We start from the raw sequence: 17343 nt of genomic DNA on the forward strand, positions 1-17343 counted from the left end.
AAGGCTAAGTTTTTACTAAAAATAGCAAAAATATTCCTATTCATAGAAATTGAAAGATTTATTCAACAGTCTTTTATTGCACAAACAACATGACGAGTAGGATCATACTCATCAGTATGGCAATAGCTGTCACGATAAAACCCAGTTTTAAGCTCTACACAACATGGTTTTAGGGTTGCTCCTAAAACATTTTTTGAATTTACATACTTTCATTAATAAAACAGCAATACTAGCTATATTTGTATAATAAAATAAAAATTGATGAAATGAGTATTTAAAAAAAGAATTTAAAGTTTAGATATGTCAGCAATACCTATGAAAAGCTTATGAATGTTAGCAAGTAATGAGATTCTATTTTGTCTGACTTTAATATCTTCATCCATTACCATGACATTCTCAAAAAACTCACTGATAACTTTATCTAAGCATGTCAATAATTCTAAAGCATAGCCATATTCTCTATTATTAAGATATTTTTCAAAATCTGGAGTAATCTCTTCTATACTATAAGCTAAAGCTAACTCATATTCGTTACAAATTGACTTAGCTAAATCGATCTCATAGTCTTGAAATTCCTCTTTAGCATTCTTCATTAAAATATTTTCCACACGCTTATTAGAAGCTATTAAGCTTTGAGCTTTATCTAAGCTATTAAAATTATTTACTGCATTAACTCTAGCCGCAAAATCTTTTATGGAGCTGTAATCAGTATTATTAATAGCTTCAAAAACATTTACGGTAACGCCTTCTTCTTTATATAAATTTTTTAATCTATCTATACAAAAAGCTATTATTTCTGCTTTCACATCATCTTTAAACTCTAAATTATTAACCTCTTTATAACTTGCTATAGCTATATCAATAACTTTTTCTAGAGAAATATCGATATTCGTATCTCTTAATATACGTAATATACCAATTGCTGATCTTCTTAATGCAAATGGATCCTTATTACCTGTTGGCTTTTGACCAATACCAAATATACCAACTAAAGTATCAAGCTTTTCAGCTAAAGCCACACAAGCTGCAACATCTGTTTTAGGTAACTCTGCACCAGAATATTTTGGCCAATATTGTTGTTCAATAGCCTCAGCGACAATATCAGACTCACCGTGTGCTTTTGCGTAATATTTACCAATAATTCCTTGCAGATCAGTAAATTCGAATACCATATCAGATATCAAATCAGCTTTTGCTAATAAGCCTGCTCTATAAGTTTGCTGTTCATCAACACCTTCACTTAATTCTGCTAGCTTCTGCGAAATATACGCTATTCTTTGAGCTTTTTGATACATATTACCAAGTTTATTTTGGAATGTTACATTCTCTAGTTTTGGCAATAAACTTTCAAGAGAATGTTTTAAGTCTGTATCATAGAAAAAAGCAGCATCTGCTAATCTAGCATTCATTACTTTTTGATTACCCGTAGTTACTAATTCCGGCTTTTTGCTTTGTATATTCGAAATTGTTATAAAACTAGCTACTAAGTCATTGTTACTGTCTAAAAGAGCGAAACATTTTTGATGCTCTTCCATTGAAGATATTAAAGCCTCCTGAGGAACTCTTAAGAAATCTTGATTAAAGTTACACAGCATAGCATTTGGATATTCAACAATTGCACAAACTTCTTCAACTAGATCATCATCTAATACGACTTGATAGTTATTTTGTTTAGCAATAGTTTTTGCTTGTTCAACGAGCATTTGCTTACGTTGACCCCAATCAACCAGAACCATTGCTTTTGCTAATAAATCAACATATTCTGCTATATCTTGAATAACTATAGCTTCTGGATGATGGAACCTATGCCCATAAGTAATATTAGATGCTTTATGACCTAATATCTCCATATCAACAATATCATTTCCATACAAAGCTAAAACCCAATGTACAGGTCTTACAAACTCTATAGGTGAGCTTCCCCAACGCATCATTTTTGGAATTGGTAACTGTTTTAGCGCTTTTGAAATAATTTCTTGAAGCAACGTTACTGTTGCTTGGCCGGATTGAGTTGTTTTATAAAATAGCTTATCTCCTTTTGGAGTTTCTAACTTATCTAATTGATCTAACTCAACTCCACAAGATTTTGCAAACCCTAAACCAACCTTAGTTGGCTCACCATCTTTATAAGCAATACTTACCAAAGGTCCTTGCTTCTCAACCACAATATCATCCTGAGATTCTGCTAAGCCTTTAATTACAAAGGATAATCTTCTTGGTGACGCAAACCATTTTGTCTCAGAAAAATCTATCTTAGCCTCTTTTAATTGACTTTCAACACTAGTCAATAATGACTGTGATAAATTCTTAAGTGCTTTTGGAGGTAGCTCTTCTGTTCCTAATTCAAATAAAAAATCTTTTGTAACTTTACTCATTTACAAACCTTATAAATGTTTATTTTCTTCTTTAATACTTAACAACCATAGTACTCACGCATATACCTTAGAGCAAATTCAAGATTTCATAAAGTATTATTCTTTCAAATATTGAGCTATATTATAGCTTAATAACCTAAAGAATTTAACTAAACATATATGTTTATTGATACTCATTGCCACTTGGATTTTGAAGTTTTTAATAAAAATCGTAAAGATTTAATAAATAAATGCGATAAATTGTCAATTAAATACTTTATAAATCCAGCAACTAAAAAAGCATCTTGGGATAATCTAATAGCTCTAAATCAAGAGTTTAGTAATATCCATATATGTTTTGGGTTACATCCTGTATTTATAAATAAACATACCAAGCTTGATTTAAAAGATTTAGAACTCTATACACAAAAAATATCAACAAAATTAGTTGGTGAAATAGGTCTTGATAAAAGATTTGAGAATTTTGATAAGCAATTAGATTTTTTTTCAGCCCAAGTTAGTATTGCAAAGAACCTTAATAAAAAAATTATTATCCATGCAGTTAAATCACATAATGAAGTTATTAAAACTCTGAAAGATCTAAAATTCAAGCATGGTGGTATTATTCATGCATTTAATGGCAGTTATGATATTGCCCAAAAATATATAGATCTTGGTTTTAAGCTAGGAATTGGTGGTATACTCTCACGCCCAAAGACAAAACTTAAAGACACCTTACAAAGAATTGATTCTAAATATATTGTTTTAGAAACAGACTCGCCTGATATGCAACTCTACAATTGTGAAGATAATATTAATACTCCTCAAAATATACCTAAAATTTTTGAACTCTTAAGCAATATTTATGATGCAAATCCTGATATACTAAAACAACAAATTTATAATACCAGCTTAGAATTTATCTAAAATGTATATATCTAACTTACGCCTACAAAACTTTAGAAATATACCTTTTAAAAGTTTTGATTTTAAAGATAATATAAATTTTATAGTTGGTAAAAATGGCTCTGGTAAAACATCAATTCTTGAGTCAATATATTTTTTGTCCCATAGTAGATCATTTCGTAGTTCTCAGCTAAATAGAATCATAAATCATGATGCTGATGAATTTATAATCTATACAAAATCATATAATCCTGATGAAATAACTATTTCTATATCGCGTAAAAAAAATAGTAATAATATTTCAAAGTTAAATGCAGAAATCCAAAAAAACCATACTGAGATAACAAGAACTCTACCAATACAACTAATTAATCCAGAAAGTTTCAATATTATAAATTCTGGAGCTCAACAACGCTGTAAAGTGTTAGATTGGGGAGCTTTTTATCTTGATAAAACTTTTCTAAAGATCTGGCAACAAACTAAATTTCTTGTCAAACAAAGAAACTCTGCTCTCAAACAAAATTATCCTTATGCATATATCTCTAGTATTGATAAAAAGCTTTGTGAATTTGGTAATCTTTTAGATGCCAAGAGGCAAATATACTTTACAAAACTAAAGCCTAAAATTTATGAAATACTCTCTCAATTTAATCCTAATTTAGAATTAGATATAGAGTATTTCCGTGGTTGGAATCCGCATAAAGATTTATCACTAGTACTTGAAGAATCATTCGACTATGATAATAAATATAAAACTACAAATCACAGTCCTCATAAAGCTGATATTGTACTGACTGTAAATAATAAACCTATACAAGATATCTTCTCCAGAGGACAACAAAAACTTCTTATTTGTGCTATTAAATTAGCTCAAGGTGAAATACATAATCTAGAGAATGAAAATAAATGTATCTATTTAATAGATGATATTACTTCAGAATTAGATAATACTCATACTCAAACACTATTTAACTATCTAAAAAGACTAAAATCACAAGTCTTTATTACAACAACAGAAAAAAACAAAATAGATAGCTTTATTGATTTAGATAGCCATATTTTAGAAATATAAACATAGGATTTAATATAATGAGAAAACTAATATTTATTATCTTTACAATTTCTCCAATTCTAATATTTGCAGGTACTCTATGTGATGGCAATACTTATGAAATAAATGAATGTTTAAAATCACAAATGCAAAAATATGATAATAAATTAAATGACATAAAGAACCATGATATTAAAAGCTTTAAAGAATATCGTAATAAAATATGTTCTGATATTAGCTCTAGTTACAAAGATGGCTCTTATGAATCAGTTAAATATGGTAACTGTGTAGTATCTCTTGATAAGTGGTATTTAAAACAAATAGATATATAGTTAATTTTCATTAAATAACGTTATAGATTCATCAACAAGCTGTTGTAACTGCTCGGCATCTTCTCTTGATGAATCTACAGTTGTACCACCTTCATATGAAGAGTACAGAGTAATTGAATCATCAGAATCTTCTTTGTATAGATGAATTTCATTAGTAGCAGCAATTTCCTGAACCATCCATCTTTCACCATTAATTTCAGCAACGGCGCATTTAAAATCTGTACAGTTAGCACTAACTCCTGTGTATTCATTACCAAGAACATTCTGAGTAAATGTAAAAGGATCTTCATCGGCAGTCGCATCATATAAAGAGTCTACTAGACTTCCTGCCGAGCCTCCACTACTAGATTCAGAATTTGATAATCCAGGAACTAAACTACTAGGCATATTTCCAGCTGATTTATTTATTACGAGAGTTGTAGCATTTAAAAATGTCAAACTAAAAAAAATGCTCCCAATAATAATTATTAATTTTCTAACAATCATAATATATCTCCTAATATCTATGCTACTAAAGTCAAATCATATTGATAATATGGATCTGTAACATCTGGTACTAACGTTGGTTCAACATAAACTTTAATAATTGCATTTTGATCATCTGTTCTTTCTTTACACACTTGTACAACATTATCTTTATTTATTCCTGCACATCCCCAAACTTCAGAATCTTGAGCAGGAAACTGACCTGTCTCGTAAGTATAATGTGTAACTTCATTTACATACACTCTAGCTACAATATCTGCACTAGATAGTTTTGCCCTAATCTGATAGTTTGAATATATAGGTATCGCTACTGCAGCTATTATTGCTATTATTGCTATTACAACCATTAGCTCAACTATGGAAAATCCTTTACTGATCATATTTATTCCCGTATTTTTATATGATTATTTATTTCACTTGTTTTTAATTACTAAATAACTGTATAGATTCATTAACAAACTGTTGTAGTAATTCTGAATCAACTATAGATGGATCTATGTTTAGATTATCTTCACGTAAATTAATAAAATAATCAGAGTCTTCTTTATACAGTTGGATAGTATTAAGCTGGTCTATATATTGTGCTAACCATCTTTTTCCATTAATTTCAGTAATGGTACATCTATATTTAGTACAATTAGCTGTTAAATCATCTCGACCAAATCGAATAAATGTAAAAATATCAGTATCAGTTGTAGGATCATACAATGAATCGACAAGCTTCTGCTTAGATAAAGAACCTACTTTACAAGGCTCTGGAATTTGAGATTGATTCAGTCCTCTACCTATACAATTCCAAATAATAGCTCCGGATGTCAATATTGGAACTAAAGCTATCGATGAGTTAGCGACTATATCATTTGTATTTAATACTATTGCCCCATTTTCTTCTATATGGAAATTACTTGGTATATTTTCAAAGTCTTTAAAAGAATAGCTAATAGTTCCTAAGTCATTTGATATATATTGTGTAATAGATTTCAACTTTTCTAATTCAAAAAAAACTTTACTTCTTATTCTATGGCTAGCATATGCTGGAACAGCTATAGTTACTAAAAGAGTAGTTAGAGTTATTGTTATTATTAATTCAGTTAAAGAAGTACGTTCTTTTATACTCATAAATATACTTTAATTCCACACAACACTTGGATCATTAGAATAGCAATATGTTTTTAAAAAACATATAGGGGAAAATTAATAGCACTAAGTAAAAATTGCTAAGCAAAATGCGTCATATAAAACAATATAATCAAGAAAAATAAAATATGAATCTAATTATTACCCATTTAATCTGATAAAATAATGACAATAATTTATTACTAATTAGTATCGCATAAAGTTATGTTTAAAAAAACTGTATTTTTACTATTTATAATATCAATATTATCAAGCTGTACTTCTTCTGAAAATGAGTTTTATAATAAAGACTTATGGGATAAGTTTCATAAAAAAAACTCTAAGACTACATACAATCAATCACTTTCTAAACTTGAGACGGCTCAGGAAAATCATAAGTCATACTTTAACTATAGTCCTTACGGTGCTGATTTTAAATAATGTGATACTCTCCCAATGAATCCTTCTTTGTACATTAATATAAATCTCAAAAATAGTCCTCACACTTAATTTTGCTATAAAATTTTCTTGTATTATTATCTACTATTGTAAACTTTAGTTATTGTCACTTTGATATATTAAAGTCAAATGCTATGAAACTACTTACTTCTATCACACTATTAATACCAACTATACTATTAGCAAATACTCAAACAGATGATTCTTTTAAAAGCCTAGAAAAACAATATAATGGGAAGCTTGGTGTTTATAGTATAAATACCCCTAATAAAACTTCTTTTAGCTATAATGAAAATTATCACTTCCCTATTTGTAGTGTTTTTAAATTTTTATTAGTTGGTGCGATTTTAGAACAAGATATGCACAATAAAGGCTTTTTAGATAAGAAAATATTAATTTCTGAAAAAGATGTTAAAGGTCTTGGGTATACTCCAGTTACTGGAAAAAATATTAATAAATCACTTACAATTTCACAACTTTGTTTTGCTGCAATCCTTAGCGATAATGCCGCTGCAAATATTCTTGTCAAACAAATTGGTGGGATTAAAAAAGTCGATGAGTTTACCAGAAAACTAGGTGACCATGACACTATCATAAGAAATGATGAACCAAAAGTTAACTATACTTCGCCGGACAGTAATATAAATAAAACAACTCCTAAAGCTATTACTTCAGATCTTTATAAACTAATTTCTGGGAATATTTTAGATAAAAAACATAAAGATATATTTATTCAATATCTTCAAAAAAATTATACTGGTAAAAATAGAATAGCTGTAGGTATGCCTAAAAATTGGATAATCGGTGATAAAACAGGTACTTGTGGAGAGTATGGTGCAACTAATGATATTGCTATTATATGGCCACAAAATGCCAAACCTTTTGCTTTAGGAATGATGTATACAGATCCTACAGATAAAAAAGCTTCAAGTAATGAAAAAATTATTCAGCAAGCAGCTAAGATAGTTGCTAATAATATTTCAAATTAAAGATTAAAAATAAGAAGTTCGCCACATCGATGAAACATTATCAACAACCATATTTCTATCTGGAATATTAGTTAAGAAATATAGCCCTGTACGTTGCTCAATATCTTTTATAGAAACTCTATAGTTAGCAATCTTTGTCTTATCAACCCTTGCATTTGGCATTACAAAAGCAATAGCTTTATTTTTCGATGGTACATAAATTATTTTAAAGAAGTAGTCAGGAACAGCTATTTTATTATCTCCTATAGTTTTATGGATTGTTTGTTTTTTGTATATAGGTCCTGTATAAACATATATGCTGTCATACATATTTGCCCAAATACGCTCATCTGTCTCAAGCCTTTCCCAACCTTGTCTATTAAGTCCTGCTTTCTGTGGTGACATATTTGATAGTAAGAAAGACTCTTCTGCAGACTTCTTACTAAAATCCATAGATGCATAAGATGCTAAATGCCCTCGATCATAGCCAGAGTGTGAATAATCATCTAATGTAGCTCTATAAACAAAAGGAACATCATCATCTTCTTTAAACTTATCATCTCTTTTAAGCTTATTGGCAATTTTTGCTTTTGTTAATTTAAAAGCTACCCAACTTGCCTCTTTAGTTTGATAATTATAACCAACTACATAGCCATCTCTACACAGATAAAGATTAGCTTGGCCTAAGCCACTTGTTACATTATAACTAGGATTGCCATAAATTAAGAAATCATGACAATAATTAGTAACAGCAGGTAAAGATCTCTCTGGTGGATATTGTTTTAGATCATCAAATTGATTAGCTTGTTGTTTTTTAGCTTCATCACTTTGAGAAAAGAACTTAGCTACAATATTTTCATTATCTTTTGCAGTATAGTTATCTCTTACTGGCTCACTTGAAAAATAGTTATAAACATTATGTCTAAAAGTTATAAATTTTTCTTTTAGGTCATATTTATCAAAAAAGGTTCCTGAAAAACCACCAGCAATAGCTAAGCCTAGAAATATAAATATCTTTATAAATTTAAAAGTAGAACTTTTGCTATTCTTAGGAGGACTCTTCTTCTCACTCATGCTTATTTAATATGTCTTGTTTTAAACAGTAAGAAATCTTTAATCTCTTGTTCCTCAATTAAAGGTAAAACCTCTTTTCTGATTCGACTATAGTAATTATTAATTGTTTTTTTCTCAGTATATGTCAACATCCAAGTTTCAATCAATTTATACTCATAAGGAATCAAAGTTAGATCTTCAAAACAATAAAACTGTCCATGGCCTGTAGGAGATTCTTGATTACGTTGTTTTACATAACATAAGTTTTCTATTCTAATACCGAACTCACCTGGAAAATATGCTCCTGGTTCATTACTTAGTATCATGCCAGGCATTAACTCTACTTTTGAAGAAGAATTTATTCTTTGAGGACCTTCATGTACTCCCAAGAAACTTCCAACACCATGACCAGTCCCATGACTATAGTCAGAACAAAAATGCCATAGATGCTCACGAGCAAGCACATCAAGATGAGATCCCGTTGTTCCTTTAGGAAACACTGCTCTACCAAGACCTAAATGCCCTTTTAAAACCAATGTATAGTATCTTCTATGCTCTTTTGATGGTCTACCAAAGTGTAATACTCTTGTTACATCAGTCGTACCTTCTTTATATTGCCCTCCAGAATCACATAAAAATGGTGCATCATCTTTGATTTCTTTATTTGACGCTTCTGTAGCACTATAGTGTGGTAAAGCACCATGCTCAGCATATCCAGCTATATAATCAAAACTATCTTCTAAATAATTTTTTTGTTGTGCGCGATATTCAACTAGCTTTGCAATAGCATCTAATTCAGTAGTACCTTGGTAGTTATTTTCCATCCAATACCACCATTTAATAAATGCAACAGCATCTTTCACATGTGCATCTTTTGCTCCATTTATTTCTATAGAATTTTTTAGAGCTTTGCTTATAATAATAGGGTTATTACCTTCTATTAATTGGCTATGCTCATTTTCATTTACTGCTAATTTGACAGCATAACTAGCAACATTCCTATCAATTACAAATTTTGCAGCAAATCTCTTTAAATCATTAAAGAACGCATCGTAATTCAGTATTACAACATTATTTTGCGTTAGATGATCGCGTACTTCTTCAGTAATTTTAGATTCATCAATATATAAAAAAGTACTCTCAACTGTTATAGCCATATAGCAAATTGCTAAAGGTGTATTTTTTACATCCCTACCTCTTATATTCAAGGCCCACATAATAGAATCTAAACTTGTTTCGATTAGACATTCTGCCTTTATAGATTTTAAATAACTTCTAATATTCTTCAGTTTTGAATCAACAGATTGTCCTGCATACTGAATTTCATGCACAAAAACCTTTTCTGTCGGAATAGGAGTTTCTTGATTTAGCTTTTGTTGAGCTTTTGCAACTAGATTTTCAGTATCAAAGACAACCTTACCACCACATTTCCCTGCCATGGCAAGTAAATTTTCAGCTCTACTAATACCAACTTTCTTAGGATCTATAGCTAAAGTTTTATCTTTAAAATTATCTTTTAGCCATTCCTCAATTTTTGATTCATAACCAGTCTGTTTTAATAAAGTAAAATATTTTTCATCTAATTGAGCTTCTGCTTGAGAAAAATATCTACCATCAGTCGATAAAAAAGACTTATCCATTGTCACTAAGACATCACCAGCAGAACCATCAAACTCGCTAATCCAAGCACGATACTGCCAGCATTTTGGTAAATATTCATTATTATGATCATCAGTAGAAGGAACTAAATAAAAATCATACCCCTTTTCCTTCATAATCTCTTTTAAAACTTGCAATTTCTCAGACATTTATCTTCCCTTAATAACTCTTTTTAACTTATTCAAACCACACAAATGTTGCTTGTCTACCTGTTATGCCCTGTTTACGATAAGAATAAAACCTTTTATTACTATATGTACATAACCCAGAATCAACTATATCAAAGCAATGATTATCATTTAATATTTGTTTAGCAATAAACTTGATATCAAATAAATATTTGCCTTCACTTTTTTGCCTAAAAGCTTGACCAAAATTCTCATGCTGCTGTATAAACTTATCATGAACATCTTTACCAACTTCATAATATGGCTCTGTAATACAAGGACCAAGCCATGCAATCACATCAAGACCGACAAACTCTTTTAGTGTTTCTTCTAATATACCTTTGGATAATCCTTTCCATCCTGCATGTACTGCTGCGACTTTTGTCATTCTTTTATCAAATAAGATTATTGGTAAACAATCTGCTGTTAAAACAACGCATGCCTGCTTAGGTTTATCCGTAAAAATAGCATCACAAAAATCACCGTCATACTCATCAAAGCTTTTAACAATACTTGTATGATTTTGTTTTAACCATTTAACATCTGCATTCACATATGACTTAAATAGATTCCTATTTTTCTCTACAACTAAGTGCTTATCCCCAACATTATCTGATAGATTTAACTTAGCATATTTTTCTTTACTAAAGCCTTGTGTATTATTGGTATAACCTAATTTAAGCCTAGTAAATGGTGTATTAACAAAAACTACTGACATGTTCTAAATACCTATTTTAGATTATTCACAACCATAACGGTTTTTTACATAATTCTCAACAATCTCAATAAACTCTCCAGAGATATTATCTCCTCTTAATGTATGAGCTTTTTTACCATCAATGAAAACTGGTGCAACAGGTGACTCTCCACTACCTGGAAGACTAATACCTATATCAGCATTTTTAGACTCTCCTGGACCATTTACAACACATCCCATTACAGCTACTTTCATACTTTCGACACCTTTGTATTGCTCTTTCCATTGGTGCATTTTTTCATCTAGATGCTCTTTTACTTGACTAGTTAGCTCTCTAAAAAATGAACTAGTAGTCCTACCGCAACCAGGACACGATGTCACACTTGGAGTAAATGTTCTCATGCCTAAATTTTGTAATATTTCGCGACAAACTCTAACTTCTTCTGTACGTGGAGCATTTGGAGCTGGAGTTAAAGATACACGTATCGTATTACCTATACCTTGTTGTAATAATATACCTAAACTAACAGCACTAGCTACAATACCTTTGATACCCATTCCAGCTTCTGTAAGACCCAGGTGCAACGCATAATCACACTCTTTTGATAATTTTTGATACACTGCTATCAAATCTTGGACTTCACTAACCTTACAAGATATTATAATTTTATCTTTAGATAGACCAAGTTCTTCAGCATATTTAGCACTCTCTAATGCTGATGTTATCAAAGCTTTATGCATAATTTGCTGTAAACTCAATGGATGCTCTTGAGCATTATTTTCATCGATCAATCTAGCTAAAAGAGCTTGATCTAAGCTACCCCAATTTACACCTATACGCACAGGTTTATCATTTTCTATAGCTATTTTTACTATCTCAGCAAATTGTGTATCTTTTTTCTTACCAAAACCTACGTTACCCGGGTTAATACGATATTTTGCTAATGCTTTAGCACATTCTGGGTATTTACTTAAAAGTGTGTGACCATTATAGTGAAAATCTCCTACTATTGGCACATGGCAATCATGTTTTGCTAACTCTTTGACAATCTCTGGAACAGCTGCTGCTGCTGGCTCATCATTAACCGTAATTCTGACTATCTCACTTCCAGCTTTATGAAGCGCTAAAATTTGCTTAACTGTTTTTTCAATATCTGCGGTATAAGTGTCTGTCATTGACTGAACTACAACGGGATTATCTCCTCCAATTAGAACATCACCGACTTTCACAACATTTGTTTTATTCATATAAAAGTTCCAAAAAAATATATTTATACTTCAAATAATCATACGAAAATATACAATGTAAGATTATACCATTATAAAGTTGATTTTTCAGACCTATGTACTTTAAAGATTTAGAAAATTTCTTAAATAATTACTTTAAAATAAATGACTATATAGACTACGCTCCTAATGGCCTTCAAGTACAAGGAGATAGAGATGTTAAAAAAGTTATAACTGGTGTCACAGCATGTCAAGATCTTATTGATAATGCAATACAAGAAAATGCTGATGCTATTGTTGTTCATCACGGTTATTTTTGGAAAGGTGAAAGTTACCCTATAGTTGGCATGAAATATGAACGCATCGCAAAACTTATAAAAAATGGTATACACCTTTTTGGCTACCACCTACCACTAGATAGCCATAAAGAGATTGGTAACAATATTCTTTTAGCAAAGAAACTAAGTCTAACAGATATAGAATTCTTTGAAACAGGATCTAAACCCGATATTTCTGTAATAGCAAACTGTGATCTAGACTTAAATAGCTTTAGTAAGCTTATTGAAGAAAAACTAAATAGACAACCTACTGTTATAAATGCGAAAAATCAAAATAAAAAAGTTGCTATCTGCACTGGTGGGGCTCAAGACTTTATAGAATATGCTTATAATGCTGGAGCTGATACTTTTATATCTGGTGAAATATCAGAAAGAACTACACACATAGCTCGTGAACTAGGAATAAACTATATAGCAGCTGGCCATCATGCTACTGAAAAAGAAGGTGCAAAAGCTATAGCTAAACTACTAGAAGAAAACTTTAATTTAGAAACTAAATTTATTGATATAGATAATCCTGCTTAGTTATATTCTTTTTAAAGAAAAAACCTAATATCACTGGGATAAAAGCCAAAATAGCAAATATAATAATTGTGATATCAAATGCTGTATTTATACTAAAGTCATTAAAAAACCAGTTTAATAATATTGCAGAAAGTGAAACTGCCATTCCAAAAGTTAGTTGGAATAATATATTATTAATTGCGTTTGCATCATTAAGGTTAGGTTTTGGTACATCAATGAATACTCTAGACATATACGCTGTAAATAAAACTGATCTTATAGCACCATTTATAAGCAAAACTATACTAATATAAAATAAAGATGATGTCTGTATTATTGTTAGTATCATAGCAACACTTATCATCTGCACAATACTTCCTACAGATATTACTAACTCACTACCAAACATTTTAATCAAACGATTTACAAATACTTTGGCTCCTAAGTTACCAACAAACATTATTAACAACAAGCTTCCTGCTTTTATAGCTGAGAAACCTAAAGCTTGTTGAAAATATAAAGGTATAACAAAAGGCATAGCTCCTGTTGTTATTCTAAAGAATGTAGAGTTTATAATAGAACTTCTAAAACTATGTATTTTGAAAGCTGAAATATTTACTATGTGATTTTTTGATTTTTTATAATGTATAACACTCAATATTAATGTAATAATCAAACTAACTATGAATATAGATCTATAGCTTCTAAAGATTGAATCTTTTAAGCAGGACTCAAGTAGGAAAATCACAGAGATAATTAATATAGATAAGATTATAAAACCTTTAAAATCAAATGCCTTTTTTTCAATATCTGAGGTTTTTGTATTGTTTAGCAGAAAAATAGACAAAATAAATGACACAACACCTATCGGAATATTTATAAAAAACATATATCTCCAGCTCGCATATTTTACGATATATGCACCTAAAACTGGACCAATAACTGGTGCTATTAATGCTGGCCACACCATCCATGCAATTGCTTTAAGATATTGATCTTTAGGAGTCTGCTTAAATATTATGGTTCTACCAACAGGTACCATAAGCGCAGCTCCAATTCCTTGAATAACCTCCGCAAACACTAGCATTAGTATATTCGTACTTAAGCCACACAATAAAGAGCCTAAGCTAAAAATAGCAATCGATAAAACATATGTATTTTTATCGCCAACTCTATTACTAACCCATGGTGCTATTAGTAAAAAAACAGCTATTGATGTAGCATAAGCTGTAATAGCTAAATTTATATAACTAAAATTTATACCAAAATAATCAGCCATTTTGGGTACCGCTGTGACAACAATAGTGCTATCAAGCATCTCCATAAAAAAAGCTATTGCTATTATAAGTGAAATTATATTTTTTCTTTGAATCATTGTAGTTATCCTTTTATGCATAGTTACAGTAATCCCGTGAAGGACTACCTTTTAATTAAAAACTATGCGTTGGATAACGTTAACGCTTACGCTTACGCTTACGCTTTGATAAAGAACATATCAAAGTAATCTAGATGATGAGAATATAATATAAGATGCTGTAAATCAATATTATTTCATAAATTCTTTTTCAATATCTTCTAATGAACGTCCCGTAGTCTTAGGAACAAACTTTAATACTATAAAACTATATAACAAAGAGCATACACCACATACGAATAACATACTACTTCCACCAAACGCATTAGATATCGGTAAAAATACAGAAGCTAATATTGCTGATGCCATGCTATTCAGAAATAATGCTATTCCTAAAGCTTTACTGCGGATACCATTAGGCAACAACTCTGACATAATTACCCAAATATAAGCTCCTGGGCCAATTGCGTAGAAGAATATAAAACATAAAAACCCTATTAGCAAGATCACACCTTTTAATTCTCCAATTGGCAGAAACAATGCTAAAAGCCCTGTTACAATTAAAGAAGCTGCTACCATAAAAGTTCCAAAAGATGCCATAAACTTTCTTTCTAACTTATCTGCTATGAACACCGCTATAAGTGTTGCTAAAAAGTTTATTGCAGTAATAGTTACTCCACCAAGTATAGCCGCATAATCAGACCCAAGACCAGACTCCTTAAGCATAGTTGATGAAAACTGCAATATACTATTTATACCTGTCAACTGTTGTAGTACCGCTATTGAAAAAACTAATAATACAGGAACTAAATAATGTTTATGAGATAGTTTTTGCCAAATACTTCCCTCTTCTTTAGATTTCAAAATTACGGCTTTAATTTCAGCAATTTGTTGAGCAGCCTCCTCAGCACCAATAGACTGAGTTAGTAAATCTTTAGCTTCTTGCTCTTTTTCCATCATTAACAACCACCTAGGTGATTTAGTTAAGAAAAAGCTTCCTGTAAAAAATATAATCGCAGGAAATAATGCTGTTAAAAACATTCCACGCCAATCATGAGTTGATGAGAATAACAAGCCTATATAGTTTGATATTAAGATACCAGCTGTTAAAAACAATTGAAAAAGTGTTACTGCAACACCTCTTATTCCACCAGGTACCACCTCAGTTAAATATAAAGGAACAGTTATAGTTATAAATCCAACAGATATCCCTTGTATTAGACGAGCTAAAAGTAAAACTGAATAACTTTGAGCTAAATATATAATTATCACCGAAATTATAAAAATAAGTCCTGATATTATTAATGTCTTCTTCCTACCGATAATATCTGCCATCACACCCGCTACTAAAATAGCAAATGCTCCTCCAAATAGAACGGATCCACCTAATAAAGAAGTTTCAAATGTAGTCATTGGGATATCATCTTTAATAAATAAAAATGCACTATTTATAACACCAATATCATAACCATACAGCATACCTCCCATTGCTGAGAAAAATATAACCATAAAAATTTTGAACTTACTACGCTCTTTCATACTAATATCTCCATTAGCTCTAATTAACTACTTTATAAAATAAACTATTTAAAAAAAGATTAAACAGTTTCAGTAACCTTTTTTAAGTTACTTGGGCTATCTGGATCAAGCCCTAATGATACTGCTAACTGATTGACCATAAGATAAAACTCTTGTAATAATACAACCGTCTGAAGTATTGGATGAATTTCAACATCAACATGTAAATGAAATTTTGCTGCTGATTCTGGCTCTGTAGTTGCACATATTGTTTTTACATCAAGATCTGTCATTTTTTTGACTATTTCATGAGTACCTTTAGCACTTTCATCATTTTGTAAAATAGTAAATGTTGTAAATGTTCTTGTCATTAATGCAAAAGGGCCATGTAAAACTTCTGCTGAACTAAATGCTTCGGCATGTATACCACAAGTTTCTTTAAGTTTTAAGGCCATTTCTTGAGCAATAGGAAAGCCAAAACCTCGACCTATTACAAACATGTTTTTACTTACCTTTAACTCTTTTATAGCACTTGACCAATCTGACTTTAGACTATCTTTAAGAGCTTTAGGTAACTTTTCTAAATTATCTATTAAAGCTTTATCTTGATTATATTCTGCAACAATACTAACTAAAGCTACCAGAGAAGTTATGACACTTTTAGTAGCTGCTACAGCATTTTCTGCATCTGCTCTAACTGGCAAAACTAAATCTGCACAATCAGCTAAAGGAGACTTTTCTTTATTTACAATAGCGAGAGTTGTACATCCTGCTTTTTTACACCCTTCTAAAGCTAATTTCAGATCTGGAGAACCTCCTGATTGTGAAATACCTATTGCTAAAGTTTTCTCATCGCCTATATTTTTACCATATATTGTTGTAATTGATGGTGGCAAAGAAGAAACACTAAACCCTAATTGTGTCTCAAATAAATACTTTGCAAAATTAGCAACACAATCTGAGCTACCTCTAGCAATAGTTATTATTCTCTTGATTTTTTTTTCTTTTAATTGTCTAACAATATTTTTGACTATTTCTTGATTTAGACTAAGCTGATTTGCTACTTTCTCAAAGCTACTGCTAGCTTCTTGATACATAAGTGTTTCTGACATATCTATTACACATAAAAACTTCAATATCCTCATTATAGTATT

At 30.5% G+C, this 17343-nt stretch carries 17 protein-coding genes and 1 pseudogene; 6 read left to right on the plus strand and 12 right to left on the minus strand.

The features are described 5' to 3' along the window. Positions 1-62: 62 nt before the first annotated feature. Both R8535_RS04890 and glyS read right to left on the minus strand, forming a co-directional pair. Positions 63-182, minus strand: a pseudogene (locus R8535_RS04890) (DUF2237 family protein); the annotation flags it as partial. 105 nt (positions 183-287) lie between these two features. Further along, entirely contained in the window at positions 288-2375 is a 2088-nt protein-coding gene (gene glyS, locus R8535_RS04895; RefSeq protein WP_329497120.1) for a glycine--tRNA ligase subunit beta, read from the minus strand. A 159-nt stretch (positions 2376-2534) separates the two neighbouring features. On the opposite strand from glyS, the gene R8535_RS04900 reads away from it, so the two are divergent. From R8535_RS04900 to R8535_RS04910, 3 genes are read left to right on the plus strand one after another with little or no spacing between them, the layout of a single operon-like run. Next, positions 2535-3281 carry a TatD family hydrolase gene (locus tag R8535_RS04900; protein ID WP_329497118.1) on the plus strand — a complete coding sequence of 249 codons (747 nt, stop codon included), beginning with the start codon at positions 2535-2537 and terminating at the stop codon, positions 3279-3281. Between the two features lies 1 nt (position 3282). After that, complete coding sequence (recF, locus tag R8535_RS04905; RefSeq protein ID WP_329497116.1) at positions 3283-4332, plus strand: DNA replication/repair protein RecF; 1050 nt, start codon at positions 3283-3285, stop codon at positions 4330-4332. 17 nt (positions 4333-4349) lie between these two features. After that, the gene (locus R8535_RS04910) at positions 4350-4643 is read left to right on the plus strand and encodes a DUF1311 domain-containing protein (RefSeq protein WP_329497114.1); all 294 of its coding nucleotides are present in this window, start codon (positions 4350-4352) and stop codon (positions 4641-4643) included. Here R8535_RS04910 and R8535_RS04915 read toward each other — a convergent pair whose 3' ends face one another. The 3 genes from R8535_RS04915 to R8535_RS04925 are packed head-to-tail and all read right to left on the minus strand — an operon-like array spanning position 4644 to position 6248. Then, the gene (locus tag R8535_RS04915) at positions 4644-5129 is read right to left on the minus strand and encodes a hypothetical protein (protein ID WP_329497112.1); all 486 of its coding nucleotides are present in this window, start codon (positions 5127-5129) and stop codon (positions 4644-4646) included. It abuts the gene before it with no gap. 17 nt (positions 5130-5146) lie between these two features. After that, positions 5147-5509, minus strand: coding sequence for a prepilin-type N-terminal cleavage/methylation domain-containing protein (locus R8535_RS04920; RefSeq protein ID WP_329497110.1), 363 nt, complete (start codon positions 5507-5509; stop codon positions 5147-5149). Positions 5510-5552: 43 nt separating this feature from the next. Next, entirely contained in the window at positions 5553-6248 is a 696-nt protein-coding gene (locus R8535_RS04925; RefSeq protein ID WP_329497109.1) for a hypothetical protein, read from the minus strand. 222 nt (positions 6249-6470) lie between these two features. Between R8535_RS04925 and R8535_RS04930 the strand changes: the two genes are divergently transcribed. Both R8535_RS04930 and bla read left to right on the plus strand, forming a co-directional pair. After that, positions 6471-6686 carry a hypothetical protein gene (locus R8535_RS04930; RefSeq protein WP_329497107.1) on the plus strand — a complete coding sequence of 72 codons (216 nt, stop codon included), beginning with the start codon at positions 6471-6473 and terminating at the stop codon, positions 6684-6686. A gap of 152 nt (positions 6687-6838) precedes the next feature. Further along, positions 6839-7693, plus strand: coding sequence for a class A beta-lactamase (bla, locus tag R8535_RS04935; RefSeq protein WP_329497105.1), 855 nt, complete (start codon positions 6839-6841; stop codon positions 7691-7693). Between the two features lie 3 nt (positions 7694-7696). On the opposite strand, the gene R8535_RS04940 is transcribed toward bla, so the two are convergent. The 4 genes from R8535_RS04940 to ispG are packed head-to-tail and all read right to left on the minus strand — an operon-like array spanning position 7697 to position 12496. Next, positions 7697-8746: a DNA/RNA non-specific endonuclease gene (locus tag R8535_RS04940; RefSeq protein ID WP_329497103.1), complete on the minus strand. Its 1050-nt coding sequence runs from the start codon at positions 8744-8746 to the stop codon at positions 7697-7699. 2 nt (positions 8747-8748) lie between these two features. Further along, entirely contained in the window at positions 8749-10533 is a 1785-nt protein-coding gene (locus R8535_RS04945; RefSeq protein ID WP_329497102.1) for an aminopeptidase P family protein, read from the minus strand. A gap of 28 nt (positions 10534-10561) precedes the next feature. Then, the gene (gene pgeF, locus R8535_RS04950; RefSeq protein ID WP_329497100.1) at positions 10562-11269 is read right to left on the minus strand and encodes a peptidoglycan editing factor PgeF; all 708 of its coding nucleotides are present in this window, start codon (positions 11267-11269) and stop codon (positions 10562-10564) included. A 21-nt stretch (positions 11270-11290) separates the two neighbouring features. Continuing rightward, positions 11291-12496, minus strand: a complete 1206-nt coding sequence (gene ispG, locus R8535_RS04955) for a flavodoxin-dependent (E)-4-hydroxy-3-methylbut-2-enyl-diphosphate synthase (RefSeq protein ID WP_329497098.1) — start codon at positions 12494-12496, stop codon at positions 11291-11293. A gap of 95 nt (positions 12497-12591) precedes the next feature. Here ispG and R8535_RS04960 point away from each other — a divergent pair, with 95 nt between their 5' ends. Next, entirely contained in the window at positions 12592-13338 is a 747-nt protein-coding gene (locus R8535_RS04960) for a Nif3-like dinuclear metal center hexameric protein (RefSeq protein ID WP_329497096.1), read from the plus strand. On the opposite strand, the gene R8535_RS04965 is transcribed toward R8535_RS04960, so the two are convergent. The 3 genes from R8535_RS04965 to R8535_RS04975 form a co-directional block, all read right to left on the minus strand. Continuing rightward, a complete protein-coding gene (locus R8535_RS04965; RefSeq protein WP_329497094.1) occupies positions 13313-14692 on the minus strand; it encodes an MFS transporter in 1380 nt (459 codons plus the stop codon). The two genes, R8535_RS04960 and R8535_RS04965, sit on opposite strands and share 26 nt — an antisense overlap. Positions 14693-14863: 171 nt before the next feature. Then, positions 14864-16210 (minus strand): sugar porter family MFS transporter, encoded by a 1347-nt coding sequence (locus R8535_RS04970; RefSeq protein ID WP_329497092.1) that lies wholly within the window; start codon positions 16208-16210, stop codon positions 14864-14866. A gap of 59 nt (positions 16211-16269) precedes the next feature. Then, positions 16270-17301: an SIS domain-containing protein gene (locus R8535_RS04975; protein WP_329497091.1), complete on the minus strand. Its 1032-nt coding sequence runs from the start codon at positions 17299-17301 to the stop codon at positions 16270-16272. Positions 17302-17343 lie beyond the last annotated feature (42 nt).

The organism is Francisella sp. 19S2-4 (assembly GCF_036281795.1).
Classification (GTDB): Bacteria; Pseudomonadota; Gammaproteobacteria; order Francisellales; family Francisellaceae; genus Francisella.